The 19,505-nt window shown below is 49.1% G+C and carries 15 protein-coding genes; 7 read left to right on the forward strand and 8 right to left on the reverse strand.

Going from position 1 to position 19,505, the window contains the following annotated elements; translation table 11 throughout:
* Nucleotides 1-6 precede the first annotated feature (6 nt).
* Complete coding sequence (locus AB8S08_RS10995) at nt 7-663, forward strand: TIGR01621 family pseudouridine synthase (protein ID WP_369742753.1); 657 nt, start codon at nt 7-9, stop codon at nt 661-663.
* A gap of 22 nt (nt 664-685) precedes the next feature.
* The gene (locus AB8S08_RS11000) at nt 686-1,984 is read left to right on the forward strand and encodes an amidohydrolase (protein WP_369744202.1); all 1,299 of its coding nucleotides are present in this window, start codon (nt 686-688) and stop codon (nt 1,982-1,984) included.
* Nucleotides 1,985-2,069: 85 nt separating this feature from the next.
* Here AB8S08_RS11000 and AB8S08_RS11005 read toward each other — a convergent pair whose 3' ends face one another.
* Together AB8S08_RS11005 and AB8S08_RS11010 are read right to left on the reverse strand one after the other, a co-directional pair.
* On the reverse strand, nt 2,070-3,722 hold the full coding sequence (locus AB8S08_RS11005) for a fatty acid--CoA ligase (protein WP_369742754.1): 1,653 nt from the start codon (nt 3,720-3,722) through the stop codon (nt 2,070-2,072).
* 38 nt (nt 3,723-3,760) lie between these two features.
* Nucleotides 3,761-5,284 (reverse strand): bifunctional GNAT family N-acetyltransferase/carbon-nitrogen hydrolase family protein, encoded by a 1,524-nt coding sequence (locus AB8S08_RS11010; RefSeq protein ID WP_110075530.1) that lies wholly within the window; start codon nt 5,282-5,284, stop codon nt 3,761-3,763.
* 130 nt (nt 5,285-5,414) lie between these two features.
* On the opposite strand from AB8S08_RS11010, the gene AB8S08_RS11015 reads away from it, so the two are divergent.
* The gene (locus AB8S08_RS11015) at nt 5,415-6,743 is read left to right on the forward strand and encodes a Na+/H+ antiporter NhaC family protein (RefSeq protein ID WP_369742755.1); all 1,329 of its coding nucleotides are present in this window, start codon (nt 5,415-5,417) and stop codon (nt 6,741-6,743) included.
* Here AB8S08_RS11015 and AB8S08_RS11020 read toward each other — a convergent pair.
* The 4 genes from AB8S08_RS11020 to gmk are packed head-to-tail and all read right to left on the reverse strand — an operon-like array spanning nt 6,740 to nt 10,274.
* Nucleotides 6,740-7,132 (reverse strand): RidA family protein, encoded by a 393-nt coding sequence (locus tag AB8S08_RS11020; RefSeq protein WP_110075532.1) that lies wholly within the window; start codon nt 7,130-7,132, stop codon nt 6,740-6,742. The genes AB8S08_RS11015 and AB8S08_RS11020 overlap by 4 nt on opposite strands.
* Nucleotides 7,133-7,189: 57 nt before the next feature.
* A complete protein-coding gene (spoT, locus tag AB8S08_RS11025) occupies nt 7,190-9,304 on the reverse strand; it encodes a bifunctional GTP diphosphokinase/guanosine-3',5'-bis pyrophosphate 3'-pyrophosphohydrolase (RefSeq protein ID WP_110075533.1) in 2,115 nt (704 codons plus the stop codon).
* Nucleotides 9,305-9,309: 5 nt separating this feature from the next.
* Nucleotides 9,310-9,585 carry a DNA-directed RNA polymerase subunit omega gene (gene rpoZ, locus AB8S08_RS11030; RefSeq protein WP_110075534.1) on the reverse strand — a complete coding sequence of 92 codons (276 nt, stop codon included), beginning with the start codon at nt 9,583-9,585 and terminating at the stop codon, nt 9,310-9,312.
* A 44-nt stretch (nt 9,586-9,629) separates the two neighbouring features.
* Nucleotides 9,630-10,274 (reverse strand): guanylate kinase, encoded by a 645-nt coding sequence (gmk, locus tag AB8S08_RS11035; RefSeq protein WP_110075535.1) that lies wholly within the window; start codon nt 10,272-10,274, stop codon nt 9,630-9,632.
* A gap of 130 nt (nt 10,275-10,404) precedes the next feature.
* On the opposite strand from gmk, the gene AB8S08_RS11040 reads away from it, so the two are divergent.
* A complete protein-coding gene (locus tag AB8S08_RS11040; protein WP_369742756.1) occupies nt 10,405-10,995 on the forward strand; it encodes a LemA family protein in 591 nt (196 codons plus the stop codon).
* 31 nt (nt 10,996-11,026) lie between these two features.
* Nucleotides 11,027-12,691: a M48 family metallopeptidase gene (locus tag AB8S08_RS11045; RefSeq protein WP_369742757.1), complete on the forward strand. Its 1,665-nt coding sequence runs from the start codon at nt 11,027-11,029 to the stop codon at nt 12,689-12,691.
* Nucleotides 12,692-12,758: 67 nt separating this feature from the next.
* On the opposite strand, the gene AB8S08_RS11050 is transcribed toward AB8S08_RS11045, so the two are convergent.
* Together AB8S08_RS11050 and AB8S08_RS11055 are read right to left on the reverse strand one after the other, a co-directional pair.
* Nucleotides 12,759-15,929 (reverse strand): amidohydrolase family protein, encoded by a 3,171-nt coding sequence (locus tag AB8S08_RS11050; RefSeq protein WP_369742758.1) that lies wholly within the window; start codon nt 15,927-15,929, stop codon nt 12,759-12,761.
* A gap of 129 nt (nt 15,930-16,058) precedes the next feature.
* Complete coding sequence (locus AB8S08_RS11055) at nt 16,059-17,297, reverse strand: NRAMP family divalent metal transporter (RefSeq protein ID WP_369742759.1); 1,239 nt, start codon at nt 17,295-17,297, stop codon at nt 16,059-16,061.
* 188 nt (nt 17,298-17,485) lie between these two features.
* On the opposite strand from AB8S08_RS11055, the gene AB8S08_RS11060 reads away from it, so the two are divergent.
* On the forward strand, nt 17,486-18,313 hold the full coding sequence (locus AB8S08_RS11060) for a MipA/OmpV family protein (protein ID WP_369742760.1): 828 nt from the start codon (nt 17,486-17,488) through the stop codon (nt 18,311-18,313).
* A gap of 74 nt (nt 18,314-18,387) precedes the next feature.
* Entirely contained in the window at nt 18,388-19,494 is a 1,107-nt protein-coding gene (locus tag AB8S08_RS11065; RefSeq protein ID WP_369742761.1) for an NADH:flavin oxidoreductase, read from the forward strand.
* The last annotated feature ends 11 nt before the right edge of the window (nt 19,495-19,505 follow it).

A 19,505-nucleotide genomic window follows, 5' to 3' on the forward strand; every position in this document is an offset into this window, starting at 1 on the left:
AACGGCATGCATGAGTTAACCCTAGTTTTTAGCCACCCCGATTTCTACGTGCTGAATAAGCCCGCCGGAGCGCCCATGCATGCCAACCAACAACAAGCAAGCGTGGTACATCAACTCGGGCAACAGTTGCAGCAACAATTGTGGCCAGTGCATCGCTTAGATACCCCAACTTCTGGGGCGCTGCTGGTGGCTCGTAATCAGGCTGCGGCAGCCACCTTGAGTGGCCTCTTTGCCGAACGCCAAATACACAAATATTACCTTGCGGTAGCGGCTGGTAAGCCCAGTAAAAAACAAGGACTGATCTGTGGCGACATGGATAAAGTACGACGTGGCAACTGGCGCCTGTTGCGTACACAAAATAATCCAGCCCGCACCCGTTTTATTAGTCACGCACTAAAACCTGGCTACCGCTATTATGTGCTCAAGCCAAGCACCGGCAAAACCCATCAACTTAGAGTCGCACTGAAGAGTTTGGGGACGCCGATTTGTGGCGACCAGCGTTACGGCGGTGAAGCGGCGCAGCACCTGCATTTGCATGCTTGGCAATTGCAGTTCTGCTATCAACAACAGCAGTTCAGCATCACCGCACCATGGCCAGAATATGAACACTTTCTAGACTTACCCCCCCAACCTGATCTAGGCTTGCTTATCTCTGCTACCTAATTGCAAGGAACTCCCTATGCGTATGTCCATGTTAAATAAAGCTGTCATTGCCACCACCTTAGCCACGAGCTGCTGGGCTATCAGCCCAACGCAGGCCGCTGAACCGGTGCAAATTTCGTCATCCTTAGAGCAGCAAGTGATCGAATGGCGACGTGATTTGCATCAACACCCTGAATTAAGTAATCGTGAATTTCGTACCGCAAAAGTCATTACGGAGCACTTGCAGAGCCTTGGTTTAGAAGTGCAGACAGGGGTAGCACATACCGGCGTCGTGGCCCTGCTCAAAGGTGCTAAGCCAGGCCCAACCATTGCCTTGCGGGCCGATATGGATGCTCTTCCCGTGGTTGAGCAAACCGATGTTGCTTTTAAATCCACTGCAGTAGCCGAGTATCGCGGTAAAGAAGTCGGGGTTATGCATGCCTGTGGTCATGATTTGCATGTGGCTATGTTGATGGGTGCAGCCCAACAACTCACCGAACTGCGCGAGCAATTAGCTGGCAATGTGGTGTTTATTTTTCAACCGGCCGAAGAAGGTGCTCCTGCAGGTGAAGAAGGTGGTGCTGAGTTGATGCTTAAAGAAGGGTTATTCAAACAGTATCAACCTGAAGCCGTGTTTGGTATTCATGTGTGGTCAGCGGGACACACTGGTCACATTGGTTATCGCGAAGGCCCACTGATGGCCTCGTCAGACCGCTTTGAAATAACCGTCAAAGGCCAACAAACTCATGGTTCACGGCCATGGGGAGGCGTGGACCCGATTGTGGCGGCGGGCCAGATTATTAATAACACCCAAGCCATTGTTAGCCGTCAGGTCGATATTACCAAGGCGCCAGCGGTAGTGAGCTTTGGTATTGTTGAGGGCGGTGTCCGCAACAATATCATCCCCGATGAGGTCTATCTCGAAGGGACTATCCGTAACTTTGATATGGATAACCGTGCGCAAATTTTTGCTAACTTAAAAACGACTGCTGAGCATACCGCACAAGCCAGTGGCGCTGAGGCGCATGTGCATATTGATGAGGGCTACCCAGTTACCATTAACAATCCAGAATTAACCCGTGCCATGCTGCCTACCATGCACAAGGTAGCAGGAGCCGATAAGGTAAACGTGAATGCATTAGTAACTGGTGCAGAAGATTTCTCATTTTATGCACTAGAGGTGCCAGGATTATTTGTATTTTTGGGGATAACTCCAGAAGATCAAGATCCTGCTACGGCGCCAAGCAACCATTCACCCTTCTTTTATGCTGATGAGCGTGCGCTTAAAACCGGTACTGAACTTTATGTCAACTGGGCTATTGATTACGCTAAATTACCTTAACGATCTCGGTGCTAGCATAGCCGCCCTGATAAAAAAGGCCCATTACGGGCCTTTTTTGTGGGTAGCTACAACTAAAAGATGCCCGCTAGTTTGCTGCTTGCAGCTGCTTGCGAATCAGTTTTTTATCGATTTTACCAACGCTGGTGCGAGGAATCTCCGCAACCACGGTGACCGAATCAGGAATCGCCCATTTTTCAATCAAGCCGGCCTCAATAAACTGCTGTAAATGATCAGCAACTTGCTCGCGATCAACGGCAGCATCAGCTTTCACTGTAAGCATGGCATGAGGACGCTCACCCCACTCTGTATCAGGTAGTCCAACCACAGCTGTCAGTTCAATGTCAGGATGCTGACTGATGAGGTTTTCCAGATCTAACGAGGAAATCCATTCGCCGCCCGTTTTAATCACATCTTTTATACGGTCACGAATTTGCAGGGTGTAGTTACTATCAATGGTGCCAACATCGCCTGTATGCATCCAGCCATTAGCCCACAACTCAGCACTTTTTTCTGGCTCGTTTAGATAGCCCTGAGTGAGCCATGGTGTGCGCACCACAACCTCACCCATAGCTTCACCATCATGAGGTAAAAAACGACCGTTATTATCAATAATACGCATATTTACCAGTGGCACTGGGCGCCCGGTTTTGATTCGCTCTTGTACTTGGCGCTGCTGATCAAACTCCGAGGCCTCAAGCGGCAACCAAGTGGTACTCAACAGTGGACAGGTTTCGGACATACCGTAGCCGGTATAGACCTGAATGCCGCGTGCGAGGGCGGCATCAGCTAAGCCCGCCGTTAGCGCACTGCCTCCAATTAACACCTGCCAGCCGCTAAAATCAATCGCTTGAGCTTTTTCACTACTCAGTACCATCTGTAAAATGGTCGGCACACAGTGCGAGAAGGTCACTTTTTCTCGTACAAATAACTGCAACAAAGTCGCTGGTTCGTAACGACCAGGATACACTTGCTTGAGCCCCATCATGGTGGCGACGTAAGGCACACCCCAAGCATGCACGTGAAACATTGGAGTGATTGGCATGTACACACTGCTGGCCTGCATCAACTGCATATTGTCATTCATGCTAGTTGTGGCTGCTAACGTGAGCGTGTGCAGCACCAATTGCCGATGAGAGAAATACACCCCTTTCGGGTTACCAGTGGTGCCGGTGGTGTAAAACGTTGTGGCAATAGCGTTTTCGTCAAAATCAGGGAAGTCAAATTCTGGCAACGCAGCTGCTAATAAACGCTCATATTCACCCACGGTGGCCAGCGCAGGCTCCGCTGGAGTATCGCTATCACTTAGCTGGATGTATTTTTCGACGGTTACCAGCTCATGTTTTACTTTCGCTAACAACGGCAAGAAGTCATCGTGCGCCAACACCACTTTATCCTCGGCATGATTCATGGTGTAGACAATTTGCTCGGGGGCTAAGCGCACGTTCACCGTATGCAACACAGCGCCAAGCATGGGAATAGCGAAAAAGCACTCAAGATAGCGCGGTGTATCCCAATCCAACACCGCCACCACATCACCTTGCTTCACTCCTTGCTCGGTCAGCATATTAGCGAGGCGTTGCACGCGCTGATTAAACTCAGCATAACTGTAACGCTTGCCATTATTACCGCCAACGATCTCGTTATTAGCGCCGTAGCGCTCGCTTGAGAGTAATAACTGCTTTATCAGTAACGGATATTGGTAGGCTTCATCAGCCGGCTTTAGTAGTTTTACTGGCATAAGTTGTCCTTGTTGTTCTGTCTTTTATTTTTATAGAGTTACCACTTACGGGTAACTTCGTAAATATCGGTACGACGATCTTTCAGGTTCGTGACCGAGCCTTCATGATGTAAATAACGTAATTCGTCTAAGTTTAGATCCGAGAAAATAAGTTGCTCAGTGTTTGGCGTGGTTTCCGCTAAAATAGCATCGTACGGAAAGGCAAAGTCTGACGGTGAGAACACCGCAGACTGGGCGTACTGCACATCCAGACTTTCTACTTGCGGTAAGTTACCCACGCTGCCACAGGTCACCACATAACACTCGTTTTCAACCGCGCGGGCTTGGGCGCAGTGACGCACACGCAGATAGGCATTGCGGGTATCTGTCCAAAACGGCACAAACAACACTTCTAAACCTTCGGCCGCCATCAGTCGACCCAATTCAGGAAACTCCACGTCGTAGCAAATTAAAATGCCCACGCGGCCGGCATCGGTGTCAAACACTTTAACCACGTCGCCGCCCTCAATCACCCAGTCACGCTTTTCGTGAGGGGTGACATGTATTTTTCGTTGCTCTTCAACGGTACCGTCGCGGCGACACAAATAAGACACGTTATAAATCACGTCATCTTCATCGAGTGGCATCGAGCCAGTAATGATATTGACGTTGTAACTGACCGCCATCTGTGACATTTCACGTTTAAAACGTTCGGTAAAGCTAGCTAAAAACCGGATCGCATCTTTCTGCTGGCTCTGATCTGTCAGCCCCATCAGCGGTGCATTAAAAAATTCTGGAAACACCGCAAAATCACTTTGATAGCTCGACATAGCATCGACAAAGTATTCGACCTGGCGCAGCATCTCTTCTACCGATTCCACTGAGCGCATTTGCCACTGCACGGCCCCAACCCGGACATTACGGATGCGGCTACCTAGAATATTATCCGATGGCTCGTACAAAAAGTTATTCCATTCCAGGAGCGTGGCAAAACCAGCCGAACGCTTATCCTCTGGGAGGTACTTACCTAACAAACGTTTTACGGTGAAATCGTTAGCTAACTGAAAGGTTAAAATAGGGTCATAAATTTCGCGCCGATGCACCCCTTCAATGTATTGCCCAGGGCTCAGCTCATCAGCATATTTGTGAAAGTTAACTATGCGACCACCCGCTAAAATGGCCTTCAGATTAAGCTGGCGGCAAAGTTCTTTACGCGCATCGTACAAACGCCGACCTAAACGATAGCCACGATAATCCGGATGAATCAGTACATCCAGGCCATAGAGCGCATCACCTTTACGATCATTGAGAATATTCTCGCGCGCATCCATTAAATCATCGTAGGTATGGGGATTACTAAAACGAGCGTATTTAACTCGCACGGTTAACGCTACACCAACCAACTGGCCGCCATCTTCTAAGCAGATCTGACCTTCAGGAAATTCTTTGATTAATTTCCGAATGGTAGCCTCACCCCAAGCCCCGCCAATGTCTGGATACACCTTGTCCATTAACGGTTTTAACTGAGGGTAATCCTCATCTTTTAGATTACGTAACTGTAAATGTAGATCATCAGGGCTCATAGACTTCCTTTGTGGTTCTGTGTACAACATCAATTAAAGGTATGACGAATAGGCAAAGCTTGCAACGTCAACATAAGACATATAAACTTCTGGACGTCTAAAACAACAATAACACTGCGCAGGAAAAACGATGAATCAACCCGCTAGTGCCAAAGCACTTTTACCCTTACTGCTCTTTCTTTCGCTGTTTTTAGGTGTAGGTGTCTACTTTCAAGTGACTGGGGTCGACTACGCCTTCTATCAGCTTAATAGTCCCGTTGCTATTCTGCCCGCTATTATTTTAGCAGTACTACTCAGCAAACAAGCCTTTGAAGAACGTATCAATACTTTCGTGGCGGGTGTCGGCGAGCGCAATATCGTCACCATGTGCATGATTTATTTATTAGCCGGAGCATTTTCTACGGTAGCAGCGGCGACCGGTGGCGTCGATGCCATGGTGGCCTTGGGTTTAAACGTGATTCCACCGCAGTTCTTGCTGCCAGGCTTATTTATTATTGCCGCTGTGGTGTCTACCGCTATGGGTACCTCGATGGGCACCCTAGCTGCGCTAGCTCCTGTCGCTCTGGGCCTCGGTCAGGCCGCTGATATCGACTTAGCGTTATTGGCTGGGGTGTTGGTCAGCGGATCCATGTTCGGGGATAACTTGTCATTTATTTCAGACACGACTATCGCAGCTACACGTACCCAAGGCTGCGCCATGAGCGACAAGTTCAAAGCTAATCTAAAAATTGCTTTGCCAGCTGCTGCCATTACGCTGATTTGGCTATTTACCTACGATACCGGTGCAGTCCCTCCGAAAATACCAGAGGCTAACCTGTGGCTAGCCTTGCCGTACTTTTTTATTATTGTGCTTGCCGTGCTCGGCTTAAATGTGTTTGCTGTGCTGACCCTGGGTATCATTTTAGCTGCTGCGTTCGGCATGGCCACGGTTGATTATCAATGGGTTGCCTTTAGCAAAGATATCTACCAAGGCTTTACCAGCATGCAAGAAATCTTCTTGCTGTCACTGCTAATTGGCGGCTTGAGTGCGCTGATCCGCCAGCAAGGTGGCCTACAATTTCTTGCGGATGCCGTAGGCACAGTCACCAAACGTCTATTCAAGCACAAACAACAACGGGCGGCCTTTGGTGTGGCAGGCTTAACCGCGCTAACAAACTTTGCTGTAGCTAATAATACAGTCACCATTTTATTAAGTGGCGAAGTGAGTAAACGTCTGGCTGAAGAAGGCGATCTAGCTCCACGACAAAGCGCCAGCCTACTGGATATTTTTGCCTGTGTGGTACAAGGTGCTTTGCCTTACGGCGCACAAGCCTTATTGATGGGGGCTAGTTTTGGTTTATCGCCGTTAGAAGTGAGCTTGCATACCGGCTACTGCTTTATTTTAGGGGGAGTATCCTTAGCGATGATCATCTGGCGCAAACCCCTAGAGAGCCGCGCCAGTAATACAGCAACTGCCTAGTTAGTACTAGGCAGTTCCATCACACCATCAATTTCAATCTGTACATTTTTGGGTAATGCCCGTACTCCAATCGCTGCGCGAGCGGGGTACGGCGCTTGGAAGAACTCAGCCATCACTTCATTCACCACAGCAAAATGACTTAAATCGGTTAAATAAATTTGTACTTTCACCATATCCTGCAGTTCACCACCGGCAGCTTCACAAACTGCCGCAAGATTCTTGAACACTTGCACCGCTTGTTCACGAAAATCTTCGCTAATCACCGTCATAGTGCTCGGCACTAATGGGATTTGACCAGATAAATACACGGTAGTGCCAATTTTTACTGCTTGTGAGTAGGTACCAATTGCGGCTGGAGCATTATCGGTACTGATAATAACTTTCGACATAGTTGTTCCTAAAAAGTAAGTTCTGTTAATTGGGGTAATAATAGATAACTAAGGGGATTATTTGCGCAGTCGCCACACGCGTTGCACATCGGGCATCTTTCGGATATGTCGCAGCACGTTGGCTAGTTGAGTTCGATCTCGTACGGTAAGAGCCACATCAATATAGTAAATATTAGCATCGAGCTCTTCGGTTTTTAGGCCATGAATATTACATCCAGCAGCAGCAATAGCTGTCGTTAGCTTAGCTAACACACCTTGATGATTAATCACCTCTACCCGCACTTCGGTAATAAATTCTCCGTCCGGGTTGGCTTCCCACTGCACGGGGAAGTAGCGTCCAGGCTCATCTTCAAAACCACGCACGTTTTTACATTCTCGCCGGTGTACTACCAAGCCCTTACCTGGGCTGACGTGGGCAATAATCTCATCACCCGGTATCGGCCGACAACACTTCGCAAAGCTCATCAACAAGCCTTCGGCACCGCGAATAGCTAGCGTACTACGAACAGGGCTGGCGCTACCATCATCTTTCAGCTGTGCTAATTCACCCAATAGACGCTTGGCAATCGCAATCGACATCATATTGCCTAAACCGATTTCGCGCAGCAGTTGCTCTTTAGACTCTAACTTCACTTCGTGTAGCACACGGGTAAATTCGGCGGCGCTGATCTCATCAAAATTGACGGGGCCTAAGGCAGCACGTAACAGACGTTCGCCAAGATTTTCCGCTTCACGGAACTCTTGTCCTTTCAAATACTGACGGATTTTGGCCCGCGCCTTGCCAGTGACCACAAAGTTCAACCAAGCAATATTAGGGCGTGAGCCTGGTGCTGTTTTGATTTCAACGGTTTGCCCTGTTTCTAACGGCTTAGAAAGCGAGTGCACTTTGTGATTCACTTTGGCACCAATACAAGTGTTACCTATATCCGTGTGCACTGCGTAAGCAAAGTCTACCGGCGTTGCCCCTTGTGGCAACTCAATGATGCGCCCCTCGGGAGTAAACACATAAATTTCTTCTGGAAACAGCTCAGATTTAACGTTTTCGATAAACTCAAACGCATTCCCAGTACTTTGCTGCAACTCAAGTAAGCTCTGCATCCAGCGCCGTGCTCGAACCTGTGCCGTGGTGCCACTACTATCTTCAGTTTTATATAACCAATGCGCCGCCACACCGCGGTCTGCCATCAAGTTCATTTCTTCAGTTCGAATTTGGACTTCGACCGGAATGCCATAAGGCCCCTTCAGCGACGTATGTAACGACTGATAACCGTTTGATTTAGGGATTGCAATGTAATCTTTAAAGCGGGTTTCAATGGGCTTGTAGAGATTGTGCAGGGCACCTAACACGCGATAGCAGGTATCAACTTCATCGACAATCACGCGAAATGCATAAATGTCCATGACCTGTTCAAAGCGTAATTCTTTGTGCAGCATCTTTTGGTAGATACTGTACAAATGCTTTTCGCGGCCCAATACTCGCGCTTTGATACCCACATCGTGTAAGCGTTTTTCGATTTCTTGCTGAACCCGTTCCACCAGCTCGCGGCGATTACCGCGAGCCATTTTCACCTGAGACTCAAGCAAGCGCGCTCGCCACGGATACAGCGCATGAAAACCAAGCAGCTCTAATTCATTTTTGATGTCATGAATACCTAAGCGATGCGCCAAGGGGGCATAAATTTCGAGGGTTTCACGGGCAATACGACGCCGTTTATCAGGACGTAAATGACCGATAGTACGCATGTTATGAGTGCGGTCTGCTAATTTAATCAGAATCACTCGAATATCATGCACCATCGCCATAATCATCTTGCGATAGTTTTCCGTTTGCAGCTCTTCTTTTGAATTAAACTGCAATTTATCTAGTTTAGACACGCCTTCAACCAGCTCGGCAACGGTGCTACCAAACTGTTCAGCCAAATCTTCTTGGGTAAAAGGCGTGTCTTCAATCACATCATGCAACAGCGCTGCCATGATGGTTTCGTGATCCAAGCGCATGTCTGCTAATAAGCTAGCCACAGCTACTGGATGGGTAATGTAAGGTTCGCCACTACTACGTTTTTGTGGCTTGTGCGCTTCTGCGGCTAATCGATAAGCCGCAGCGGTGCGCTCCACCTGCTCTGGTGGTAAGTACTCAGTCAGTTGTTGCCTGAGGCCTTCAAACAAATACACCCGATTTACTCAAGCCCACGAACTGCGTCAACGGCTGCCAATTCATCAGCTTCCATTTGCGCGGCTTCAGTGCGCTCGGCAGCATCTAGGCGACCTGCATCAATTTTACCAGACTCAATTTCACGCAACGCGATCACGGTTGCCTTTTCGTTGTTCTTCCAAGGTACCAATGAATCTTTACCTTGAGTCGCCAATTGACGAGCACGACGTGCTGCTACTAGCACTAAATCAAATCTGTTGCCAATGCGGTCAACTGCTTCTTCTACGGTTACGCGAGCCATGATTACTCCAACTATGTGCAAAACGGGTCAGGAATTATACGGATTTACCCGCCATTCGCCAAGAGATCTTTAAGTTTTGCGGCATGCCGCACTTGCTGTAATCCTACCTTAAGGCGCTGCGCAAACACAATATGCTCTAATTGAGCCAACGTTTGCGCAAATTTATCATTCACCAGTAGGTAGTCAAATTCATGGTAATGAGATAGCTCTGCTTGCGCTTTTGCCATCCGCCCACGAATAACTTCATCGCTATCTTGACCGCGGCCACGCAAGCGTTGCTCTAAGATCTCTAAGCTAGGCGGGATGATAAAAATAGATTGCGCATGGGGATGTGCCTCTCGCACTTGCCGTGCTCCTTGCCAATCGATATCAAGAAAGACATCAATGCCTTCCGCTAACGTCTGTTCAATGTAAACGCGTGAAGTGCCGTAATAATTACCAAACACATGGGCCCATTCATAAAATTCATCGTTAGCAATTTTTTCTTTAAATTCAGCCTCAGAAAGAAAATGATAGTGTTCACCGTCTACTTCACCGGGGCGTGGAGCTCGCGTTGTGCAAGACACAGAAACCTGCATACTATCGTGGCTATGGCGCTCTAGTAACGCACGAATTAAACTAGATTTACCGGCCCCACTAGGAGCCGCTAAGATAAATAAATTGCCGGTAGCTATGCTATTTGTTGTCATGAATGCTTACATTGAATGGCTTGCGAATAACGGCAAAGCATAGCATGTTGCATTAAAACGTGCGATACCTGATGCTGTACCTCATTCTAAAAACTATGATTGCCATCTTAGGTGGCGCAGGAGATGACCCATGACTGGCTGGATTATTATTATCATTGCAGTGTTGTTACTCGTTTGGGCGATTAGCATCTATAACAACCTAGTGCGCTTGCGTAATCAATTTAAGAATGCCTTTGCGCAGATCGAAGTACAGCTTAAACGCCGTTACGATCTCATCCCCAACTTAGTGGAAACAGCTAAGGCCTACATGAAGCACGAAGCCGATACACTCGAAGCCGTGATTCAGGCAAGAAACCAGGCTTTAGCTGCATTACCACAAGCCAAACAAGACCTCACCAACAATCAAGCCATGCAACAATTAGGTGGAGCCGAAGGCGCCCTAGGGAGTGCTTTGGGCCGGTTAAATGTGGTGATGGAGGCTTACCCAGATTTAAAAGCTAACCAAAACATGATGCAAGTGTCTGAAGAGCTCACCAGCACCGAAAATCGGGTTGCTTTTGCACGGCAGGCATTCAACGATGCCGTGATGTCCTACAACACCTACAAACAATCCTTTCCACCGGTGGTCTTTGCCGGCTTTTTTGGTCATCGCGACGATGCCAGCTTACTTGAGTTTGCCGATAGTAACGAGATTCAAGCTGCACCTAAAGTGTCCTTTTAATGTTAGCTGCGGATAAATTAGGTAAGCGAACATGGTGAATTTCTTTGCTCAGCAACAGCAGGCCAAGCGCAATACCAGCCTGCTGGTGCTGTTATTTCTTCTAGCCTTTATCTCAATCATTGGCTTGATCACGGCCGCCGTTGCAATTTTTTCGGGCGCTGTGATCGTAAGTGACACCGCCCCCACCCAGATTTTTTGGCAACCGCTGATAATTACTATGGCCGTTGTTGCTGGGGGGATTTTGTTGGTTTGCCTCGTAAAATGGCTGCAGCTTCGTCCTGGCGGGCATGTGGTGGCTGAAAGTTTAGGCGGCATCCAACTCGCACCTGATAGCAGCGACCCACTAGAACGACGTGTTCTTAACGTGGTTGAAGAAATGGCTATCGCCGCCAACTTACCGGTACCAGCAGTCTATCTACTCCCCAACGAAGCCGGTATTAATGCCTTTGCCGCTGGCTACGAAACCAAAGATGCCGCCATTGGCCTTACTCGTGGTGCCGTTGAAACCTTTTCACGCGAACAGTTGCAAGCAGTGGTCGCCCACGAGTTCAGCCATATCCTCAATGGTGATATGCGGCTCAATATTCGCTTAATTGCCGCCCTAGCCGGTATTCTTTCGTTAACCCACTTGGGTTACATGCTGCTACGTTCGTCGCGCTTTAGTTCGCGGCGCAACAATAAAAATGCACTACCTTTAGTGGGTGTGGCGCTGCTGGTAGTAGGCAGCATTGGGGTATTCTTCGGGCAGTTGATTAAAGCTGCCGTGAGTCGCCAGCGTGAATATTTAGCCGATGCTGCAGCGGTGCAATTTACCCGCAATCCCGAAGCGCTTGCCGGCGCCCTACAGCAAATTGGCGCGCGCCAGCATGGCAGTCGCGTGCAACATAGCAATGCCGACGAGGCCTCTCATTTATTCTTCGGCCAAGCATTGAGTTCTTGGTTGACCTTGATGGCAACGCATCCACCACTAGCGCAACGTATCAAGCGCCTTACTCCGCACTGGAACGGTAAGTATCCAAGCCCACAACAACACTTTAGCCAAACCCAACAGGTACGACAGCAGCAACAGCGCCCTAATGCGCTGGAGCAGTTAGCTAAGTTAGCCCTACCGGCGTTGCTACTGGAGCAAGCTCGTAGCCCGCAGCAAGCTCCACAGCTTATTCGGGGGTTGCTAGAGGCTAACGTGATTGGCACAGTCAGCCCACTAGCTGAGCTTAGCGCTGCGCAGCAATTAGCCTTGGTTGAACTTGCGATTCCGGCGCTGCAGCTCGCCTCAACCAGTAGCCAACTGGATATTGTGAAAGATTTAGAGCACTTGGCCCAACGCGTTGCCAACGGCGGTGATTTATTTCATTGGTGTCTGTATCAGTTACTTGCGCGGCACTTATTACCTGCTAGCAAATTCAAGCATACCCTTGCGAATGACCAAGCTTTTGATAGTACGGTAGCTGCCCTAACCGCAGCGGAGCAGCAGCAAGCCATCGATTTTACGCAACTTGAACGGGCTCTTAATACCTGCAAGAGTTGGTCACCGCAGGCTAAGCAAACCTTAGTACAACGTTGGTACGAAACCATTCATGCTGATGCCAAAGTTTCCTCAGTAGAGCACAAACTCATCGCCACTTTATGCGCATGTATCGGCGCTCCGTTGCCTGATCTCGAGCCTGATCTCGAGCCTGATCTCGAGCCAGAATGATAGCTATAAAAAACCCCGCTACACCGGTCAGGTAAAGCGGGTTTTTTTGCTTATTTTCGATTACCAGTTATTCCCAGAAGAAGGCCTTCCGCGGCGCTGCTTTAGGAACCAACTGATTCATGGTTTCGGCATCGTACAAGCGGCCATTCACCATGGTATGAGTCACGCGATCCGTCACCCTAATATCCTGTAACGGATCGCCATCAATGACGATGATGTCCGCCAATTTGCCCTGCTCTAGCGAACCTAGGTAGTTGGCCATGCCAAACTCTTTGGCGGGATTAATGGTGGCGGTAGCTAACGCCTGCAAAGGCGTCATACCGCCTTGTGCCATCATCCAAATTTCCCAATGTTGCGCTAGACCTTCGCGCTGACCATGGGCGCCAGCAACTACATCCACGCCCAAATCTTGCAGCTGCTTAGCTACATCAGCGTTATTAAAGTGATTGTAGTGATTATGCGGGGCTTTTTCGCGTCGCACCGAGCTGACCAAAGCCGGCTGCGGCACAAACTTAGCCAACTTGGGATGGCGCCAAACGTCAGTTTCTGCATACCAATAGTTCTCACCCCAAATACCACCGTACGCCACCCCTAAGGTAGGCGTATAGTTCACTTCGGTTTGGCTCCAGAACTGTTTGATATCATCATAAACTTTAGCAATCGGAATAGAATGCTCAACGGTGGTATGCCCATCGGCAATCATGCTCAGGTTATGCTGCAATAAGGAGCCACCTTCTGGCACCACCATCATCTCTAGTTCGCGGCCTGCTTGAATAATCTGTTGACGCTGATTGCGACGAGGCTGGTTGTAGCTCTTTACTGAAAACGCCCCGACTTTTTTCAAGCGCTCAAGATGAAACTTAGCATCATCCAAGTTATCCACATGAGCCGTGTACCCAGGGCCATTGGCTCCGTACAAAATCGTCCCGGTTGAGAAGGTTCGTGGCGCCGCAATCAAGCCCGCTTTCTGTAACTCGCTCGCCGCAAAAATCTCACTGGTATCATTAGAAGGGTCATGAATTGAAGTCACCCCAAATGCCAACGTGGCATAAGTTTTCCAGTTTTGTTCGGGAATGATCTCGTTGTCGCCTTGCGGCCCGTGTGCGTGTCCATCAAATAGCCCAGGCATGACCGTTTTACCCTTTGTATCTATGATAGTGGCACCCGCTGGCACTTGCACATCAGTACTAGGCCCCACCGCGACAATTTTATTGCCAGTGACAACAACGGTGCCATTCTCAATCACTTTATCACCGGCCATGGTGATCACTTGCCCACCGACAAAAGCGACGGTGTCGTCATGAATGGCAGCATCGGCAACAAAGCTAATGTCTAAACCGTTAGCGACTTGCTCGAACCCGCTGACATCATCGATGCCAAACAAGCCAGCAACCGAGGCATGGTAAAGCTCTGGCCCTAACGACCAGTAAAGCGCCCCACCATCACCAGCCCAAGAAATATTCTCGCCCGCTCGTACCGATAACTGCTCGACCGGAAACTGTTTATCGTTGGGGCCAATTTTAATCGCCGCGCCACGCTCCACAAACGGCGTCACAAAAACCTTAAAGCGTTCAGCAAAGGCTAAATGCTGACCATCAGGTGACACTCTAAATTCAGTAGCATGCTCGGCGGTGTAGAGCGTGCGTTGCTCTTTGGTGGTTAAGTCCACACTGATAAGCGCTGGGCTGCCACTATAAGCCATCAGATACAAGCGATCGCTACGAGCACCAAATTGCGGTGAACTGCCATTTTTACTCACCAACTGCGGCTGCGCTTGAGCGTCGTTCAAAGATAAATGATACACCCCAGGATTTAAGCCATAGGTGTCTGGTGTGATATAGCCACCGCGTAACTTGCGATACACCACAGCTTGCCCATCTGGGCTAAACACGGGTTCGACAAATTTACCGGTACCCGTAGGTAACACAGTTTCCTTGCCTGAGCGTAAGTCACGGACAATCAACTGCCCCTGTTGCTGATCATCCCAAGTGGCATAAACCAGTTTACTACCGTCACGCGAGTAGCTTGGATACAGCTCCCACGCACCCTCGCGATCCGTGAGTCGCTTCGGCTCGCCATTGGGTAGGTTGCGCACATAGAGTTTACCTAAAGCTTCGTACACAACCTGCTTGGCATTAGGTGCCACTTGCACCATCCGTAGCATTTTTACCTGGAACTGATCTTGGTCGATATTTTGTTCGAAACGCAGCGCATGTTGCACTTTCTTGGTGGTTTCAACACTAAAAGGAATAACTCGAGTGCTACGGCTGGCAACATCAAGTTGCATGATTTTGCCGTCCGCCCAGAAGACTATTTTTTTGCCGTCTGGGCTCCAATCCATGGTGGGATAAACCCCATGAATGGCCCAAGTTTCTTGCATGTCCCGATCCAACTGACTGTACAAACGAGTCTGTTCGCCTGAGCGTAAGTCGTACAAATACAACACGCTATTAAAGTCTTCGCGCTTAATGTAAGCCAAGTAGTTACCATCTGGCGATGGCGTAGGTCGAATAGCCCCACCAGCACCGCCCAGAATCACTTCAATAGCGCCCGTTTCACGGTCATAACGTTTGATTTTATATATGCCTTCCAACGAGTCTTTGCTGTAATGGAAAGTTTTGCCGGGCGTATCATCTTGGGAGAAATAAATATATCGGCCATCCGGCGAAAATGCTGGTTCACCGAGATCTTTTTGATCGTTCGGGCGCTCAGTTAGCATCACGCCCGAACCACCAGAGCGATGGTACATCCAAACTTCGCCGGCACCGAGCGAGCGGCTTGCGGTAAAGTGCTTACGCGCCACAATAAACTCCCCATCAGGGCTCCAGGCCGGGCTGTTGAGCAAGCGAAAGGTTTCATCGGTGACTTGTCGAGGATTGCTGCCATCAGCATTCATCACCCAAATGTTGTCACCACCATCGGCATCAGACGTAAAAGCAATGTAGTTGCCATCTGGCGAATACACCGGCTGCATATGCCAAGCAATACCGCCTATTAATAGCTCTGCATCACCGCCAGTTGCTGGAATTCGGTAAATATCACCAAGCATATCGAACAGGATATACTTGCCATCAGGGCTCATATCAACGTTCATCCAAGTACCTTCGGTGGTCTTGATTTGGATGTCTTTAAATTCACCTTGCGGATTGCTCACATCCCAGCCCTGCTCGGTTTGCGCCTGCGCTGAGAAAGATAGAGCGACGCTAACGGCAAGGGCCAGCGTTGATAATGATTTCATAGATAAGCACCTTTGTTGTTCGTCCAATGCCGCTTGATAACAAGCAGCTCAGGTTATAGTTATTCGTTCAGGCCACACAACTCAAGCGAACTGAGCTCAACGGACTGTTTTTCAAGACCACTATGAGCTTTACAGGGCGACCAAGTAATACACATAGGCCAGCGCAAAACCAATCAAATACAATAATCCCAGCCAAGCATAAAGTCGCATTGCCAAGGATAAAGGTTTGCGTTGCGCTAACTTAAAGTTGAGCCAAGCAAAAAATGGCGTGGTTAAAAATGCCAACGTCATGGCAAAGGTTAGCATCGGGCCGAGCGCACTTTTAAAGTAAAGAATCACTAACATCCCAGCTATGGATTGGCCTACAATCCAAACGGTGAGTGATTCGCCAACGGTGGTCTCTTTGTTGCTCGGCGAGGCTGGCGCCATGATACGAAAACTCTCACGCAGGGTACGGGCATAGCCATCGAGAACTGCTAAGGTGGTACCGAACATGCACAGGAAGGCAATAGCTCCTACCAAGTATTCGGACCACTTGCCAATCGTTGCCCCATATAAGCTAACAAACTGAGCAGCGAATTGACTGCCAGCCATAGCAATAGGTTGCGCTGTGCCATACTGCACTAAGGCTCCCAACGCTAGGAACAAAAGCGCCAGCAAAGCCGTCACCCAATAGCCGAGATTAAAATCAAATAGGCCATGCTTGAGGGTTACCTGAGTCAGTTTTTGTTTGCTACGCAGCCATAATGAATTAATCGCCGACAGCTCAATGGGGACCGGCATCCAACCCATCATGGCTACTAAAAAAGCGATCGCCGCTAGGCTCCAGGGTGATGGTGACACAAAGTCCGCAGGGGGCGGAGCCGCATTCACCAAGGCAATCATGACCGCAACCAGTGTCGCCAGACTCAAAATCGCCATGATCCATTTGGCGATGCGATCCAGCGCTCGGTACTGGCTACCCAATAAAATCAGCCAACTGTTGACTAGAATCAACCAACACAAGACCGGCACCGATAGACTCGGAATAAATAACTGCAACAAGGTCGCGGTAAGTAACAACACCCCAGCGGTATTCACCACCGCCGCGATAATATTAAGCAGCGTAAAGGCCCATAAATACCATGGCCCTTGTCGATAATAGCCGCTGATCAGGCTTTCGTTGTGTTGCAAGGTATAAGACACAGCAAAGCGGAAGAACGGGTACTTAAGTACATTAACCAGCAAAATCACCCACCACAGCTGCCAACCAAACAAAGCCCCCGCCTGGGTTGAAGCAACTAAATGCGAAGCCCCAACTGCGGCGGCGGCCAAGATAACTCCTGGGCCCAGCGCCCGTAACCGTGATGATTGTGTGATCTGCGTCATGATAGGTATCTTATTATTATGCTAATGACTAGGGAGAATGACTGATAAGGATATTACCACCAATTGGCCAAGCCACAAGTTTGCTGCGTTGCAGTCATTTCCTAACTAACTTTTTTGCTGGCATGACAGATCTGCTACCAACAGCTATACGTACTTACGGGCAATTAAATACTTTTTGGAGAAGTGCCATGAAAAAGCTTTCAGCAATCTTATTACCCTTAGCGTTGTTAGCGGGAGCCAATTCGACTGCACTGGCACAAGATAGCCAAGCAGCATTAGTACCTTTGCCATCCTTAGATGATTTCACCAAAGGTCAAGATGGCTGGGCCATTGGCTTAGGTGCGGGGGTTGAATACGAGTCAGCATACGAGGGCTCAGATGAATTTGGTTTTGAAGTGGACCCAGCAGGGGCCGTGCAATGGCGCCGTGGCAATGATATTTTCTACTTTGCGGGTGAAGCCATCGGTTGGCGCGGCTTACGTGCTGACACTTGGCTATTTGAAGCAACCATTGGTTTTGATGAAGGTCGTGAAGAAGCTGATTCTGACAAAGGCTACCTCAATGGCCTTGGCGATTCTGATGAAGGCGCTGAATTTGTGCTACAAGCACGCCGCGCCTTTGATGCCGATTGGCGTTACTGGTTAGACGGCCGTGTGATTGCCAGCGAAGATGGTAACCTAGGTATTTTTGGCGTAGGTACTCGCTTTGGTGATCAGCGAGACGGTACCGGAAATGAGTTGTCGCTAGTAGCCGTGTACCAAGATAGCGATCGCGCCAACCAAGACTTTGGTATCAACGCCGCACAATCTGCTGCTTCTGGGTTAGCTCAAGCATCCTACAGTAGCGGTATGCGGTCAATCGGCTTACACTACAATTATCGCACTTATATCAACGAAAACTGGTTAGTCTTTGTTGAAGGGCTGTACGAACACTATGTTGGTGACATCAAAGACAGCCCAATCACTCGCAACGACTATGAAGCTGAGCTAGGCGTAGGTTTTATCTACATTTTCTAGTTCTCACACAAGTACTTGCTCATCTAGACGCAGCATAGTGATGTGCTGCGTTGTCTGTCTTAACAGGAGTTACCATGTCTTTAGATTTATCCCCGTTATTGCAACCCTTCAGCTGTAAAAGCTTAACCTTACGTAACCGCGTTGCAATGGCTCCCATGACCCGTAGTTTCGCCCCGAACAATATCCCCAACCAAGCTATCGCAGATTATTATCAACGTCGCGCAGCAGGCGAAATTGGCTTGATCATCACCGAAGGTGTCGAAATCAATCATGCTGGTGCCAGTGGCTTCCCTAATGTGCCGCAGTTGTTCGGCGATGCCGCGCTAGCAGGCTGGAAACAAGTGGTAGATGCGGTGCATGCGGCTGGTGGCCAAATCATTCCGCAATTATGGCATGTGGGTGCGGTTCGTAAACCTGAGCACGAAGGTGCGGCTCCGGCTTACAGCCCTTCTGGGTTATTTGCGCCAAGCAAACCTAGCGGCGTAGCTATGACCAAAAGCGATATTAAAGCTGCCATCGACGCCTTTGCTGAAGCCGCTCGCAATGCCAAAGCAGTCGGTTTTGACGGGGTTGAAATTCATGGTGCGCATGGCTATTTGATTGACCAATTTTTATGGGAAGGCACCAACATTCGTGATGACGAATACGGTGGTTCGCTAGCGAATCGCGCTCGCTTCGCCGTCGAAGTCGTACAAGCGGTACGGGCTGCCGTTGGCGAAGATTTTGCTATTGTGTTTCGGTTCTCGCAATGGAAGCAACAAGCCTATGAGGCAAAATTAGCGGAGTCGCCAGAGCAATTAAAACAATTATTGGATCTTTTAGTAGCAGCTGGCGTGGATATTTTTCACGCATCAACCCGCCGTTTTTGGGAGCCGGAATTCGCTGGATCCGATCTGAATCTGGCTGGCTGGACGCAAAAACTGAGCGGTAAGCCTACCATTTCGGTGGGTAGCGTTGGTCTCACTGAAGATTTCATCAGCGGTACTTTTGCCTCTGATAAACCGGCGGTCGAAAAGTCTGGTATTGACGAGCTGCTAAGACGCATGGGCAACCAAGAATTTGATCTGATTGCGGTCGGCCGGGCTTTACTGCAAGACCCTCAGTGGTTAGTAAAAATGCGCACCGGCAGAGCTGACGAAGTGGCAGCCTTTAGTAAAGCAGCGTTGCAAACTTTGGACTAACACCCAGCATA

This window comes from Pseudidiomarina sp. PP-1MA, from assembly GCF_041200125.1.
Classification (GTDB): Bacteria; Pseudomonadota; Gammaproteobacteria; order Enterobacterales; family Alteromonadaceae; genus Pseudidiomarina; species Pseudidiomarina fusca.

Coding starts and splice junctions, on each gene's coding strand:
- AB8S08_RS11005 (WP_369742754.1), bottom strand. CDS start 3,722: ATGCCAGTAAAACTACTAAAGCCGGCTGATGAAGCCTACCAATATCCG.
- AB8S08_RS11045 (WP_369742757.1), top strand. CDS start 11,027: ATGGTGAATTTCTTTGCTCAGCAACAGCAGGCCAAGCGCAATACCAGC.
- AB8S08_RS11050 (WP_369742758.1), bottom strand. CDS start 15,929: ATGAAATCATTATCAACGCTGGCCCTTGCCGTTAGCGTCGCTCTATCT.
- AB8S08_RS11015 (WP_369742755.1), top strand. CDS start 5,415: ATGAATCAACCCGCTAGTGCCAAAGCACTTTTACCCTTACTGCTCTTT.
- rpoZ (WP_110075534.1), bottom strand. CDS start 9,585: ATGGCTCGCGTAACCGTAGAAGAAGCAGTTGACCGCATTGGCAACAGA.
- gmk (WP_110075535.1), bottom strand. CDS start 10,274: ATGACAACAAATAGCATAGCTACCGGCAATTTATTTATCTTAGCGGCT.
- AB8S08_RS10995 (WP_369742753.1), top strand. CDS start 7: ATGCATGAGTTAACCCTAGTTTTTAGCCACCCCGATTTCTACGTGCTG.
- AB8S08_RS11010 (WP_110075530.1), bottom strand. CDS start 5,284: ATGAGCCCTGATGATCTACATTTACAGTTACGTAATCTAAAAGATGAG.
- AB8S08_RS11020 (WP_110075532.1), bottom strand. CDS start 7,132: ATGTCGAAAGTTATTATCAGTACCGATAATGCTCCAGCCGCAATTGGT.
- AB8S08_RS11065 (WP_369742761.1), top strand. CDS start 18,388: ATGTCTTTAGATTTATCCCCGTTATTGCAACCCTTCAGCTGTAAAAGC.
- AB8S08_RS11060 (WP_369742760.1), top strand. CDS start 17,486: ATGAAAAAGCTTTCAGCAATCTTATTACCCTTAGCGTTGTTAGCGGGA.
- AB8S08_RS11000 (WP_369744202.1), top strand. CDS start 686: ATGTCCATGTTAAATAAAGCTGTCATTGCCACCACCTTAGCCACGAGC.
- AB8S08_RS11040 (WP_369742756.1), top strand. CDS start 10,405: ATGACTGGCTGGATTATTATTATCATTGCAGTGTTGTTACTCGTTTGG.
- AB8S08_RS11055 (WP_369742759.1), bottom strand. CDS start 17,297: ATGACGCAGATCACACAATCATCACGGTTACGGGCGCTGGGCCCAGGA.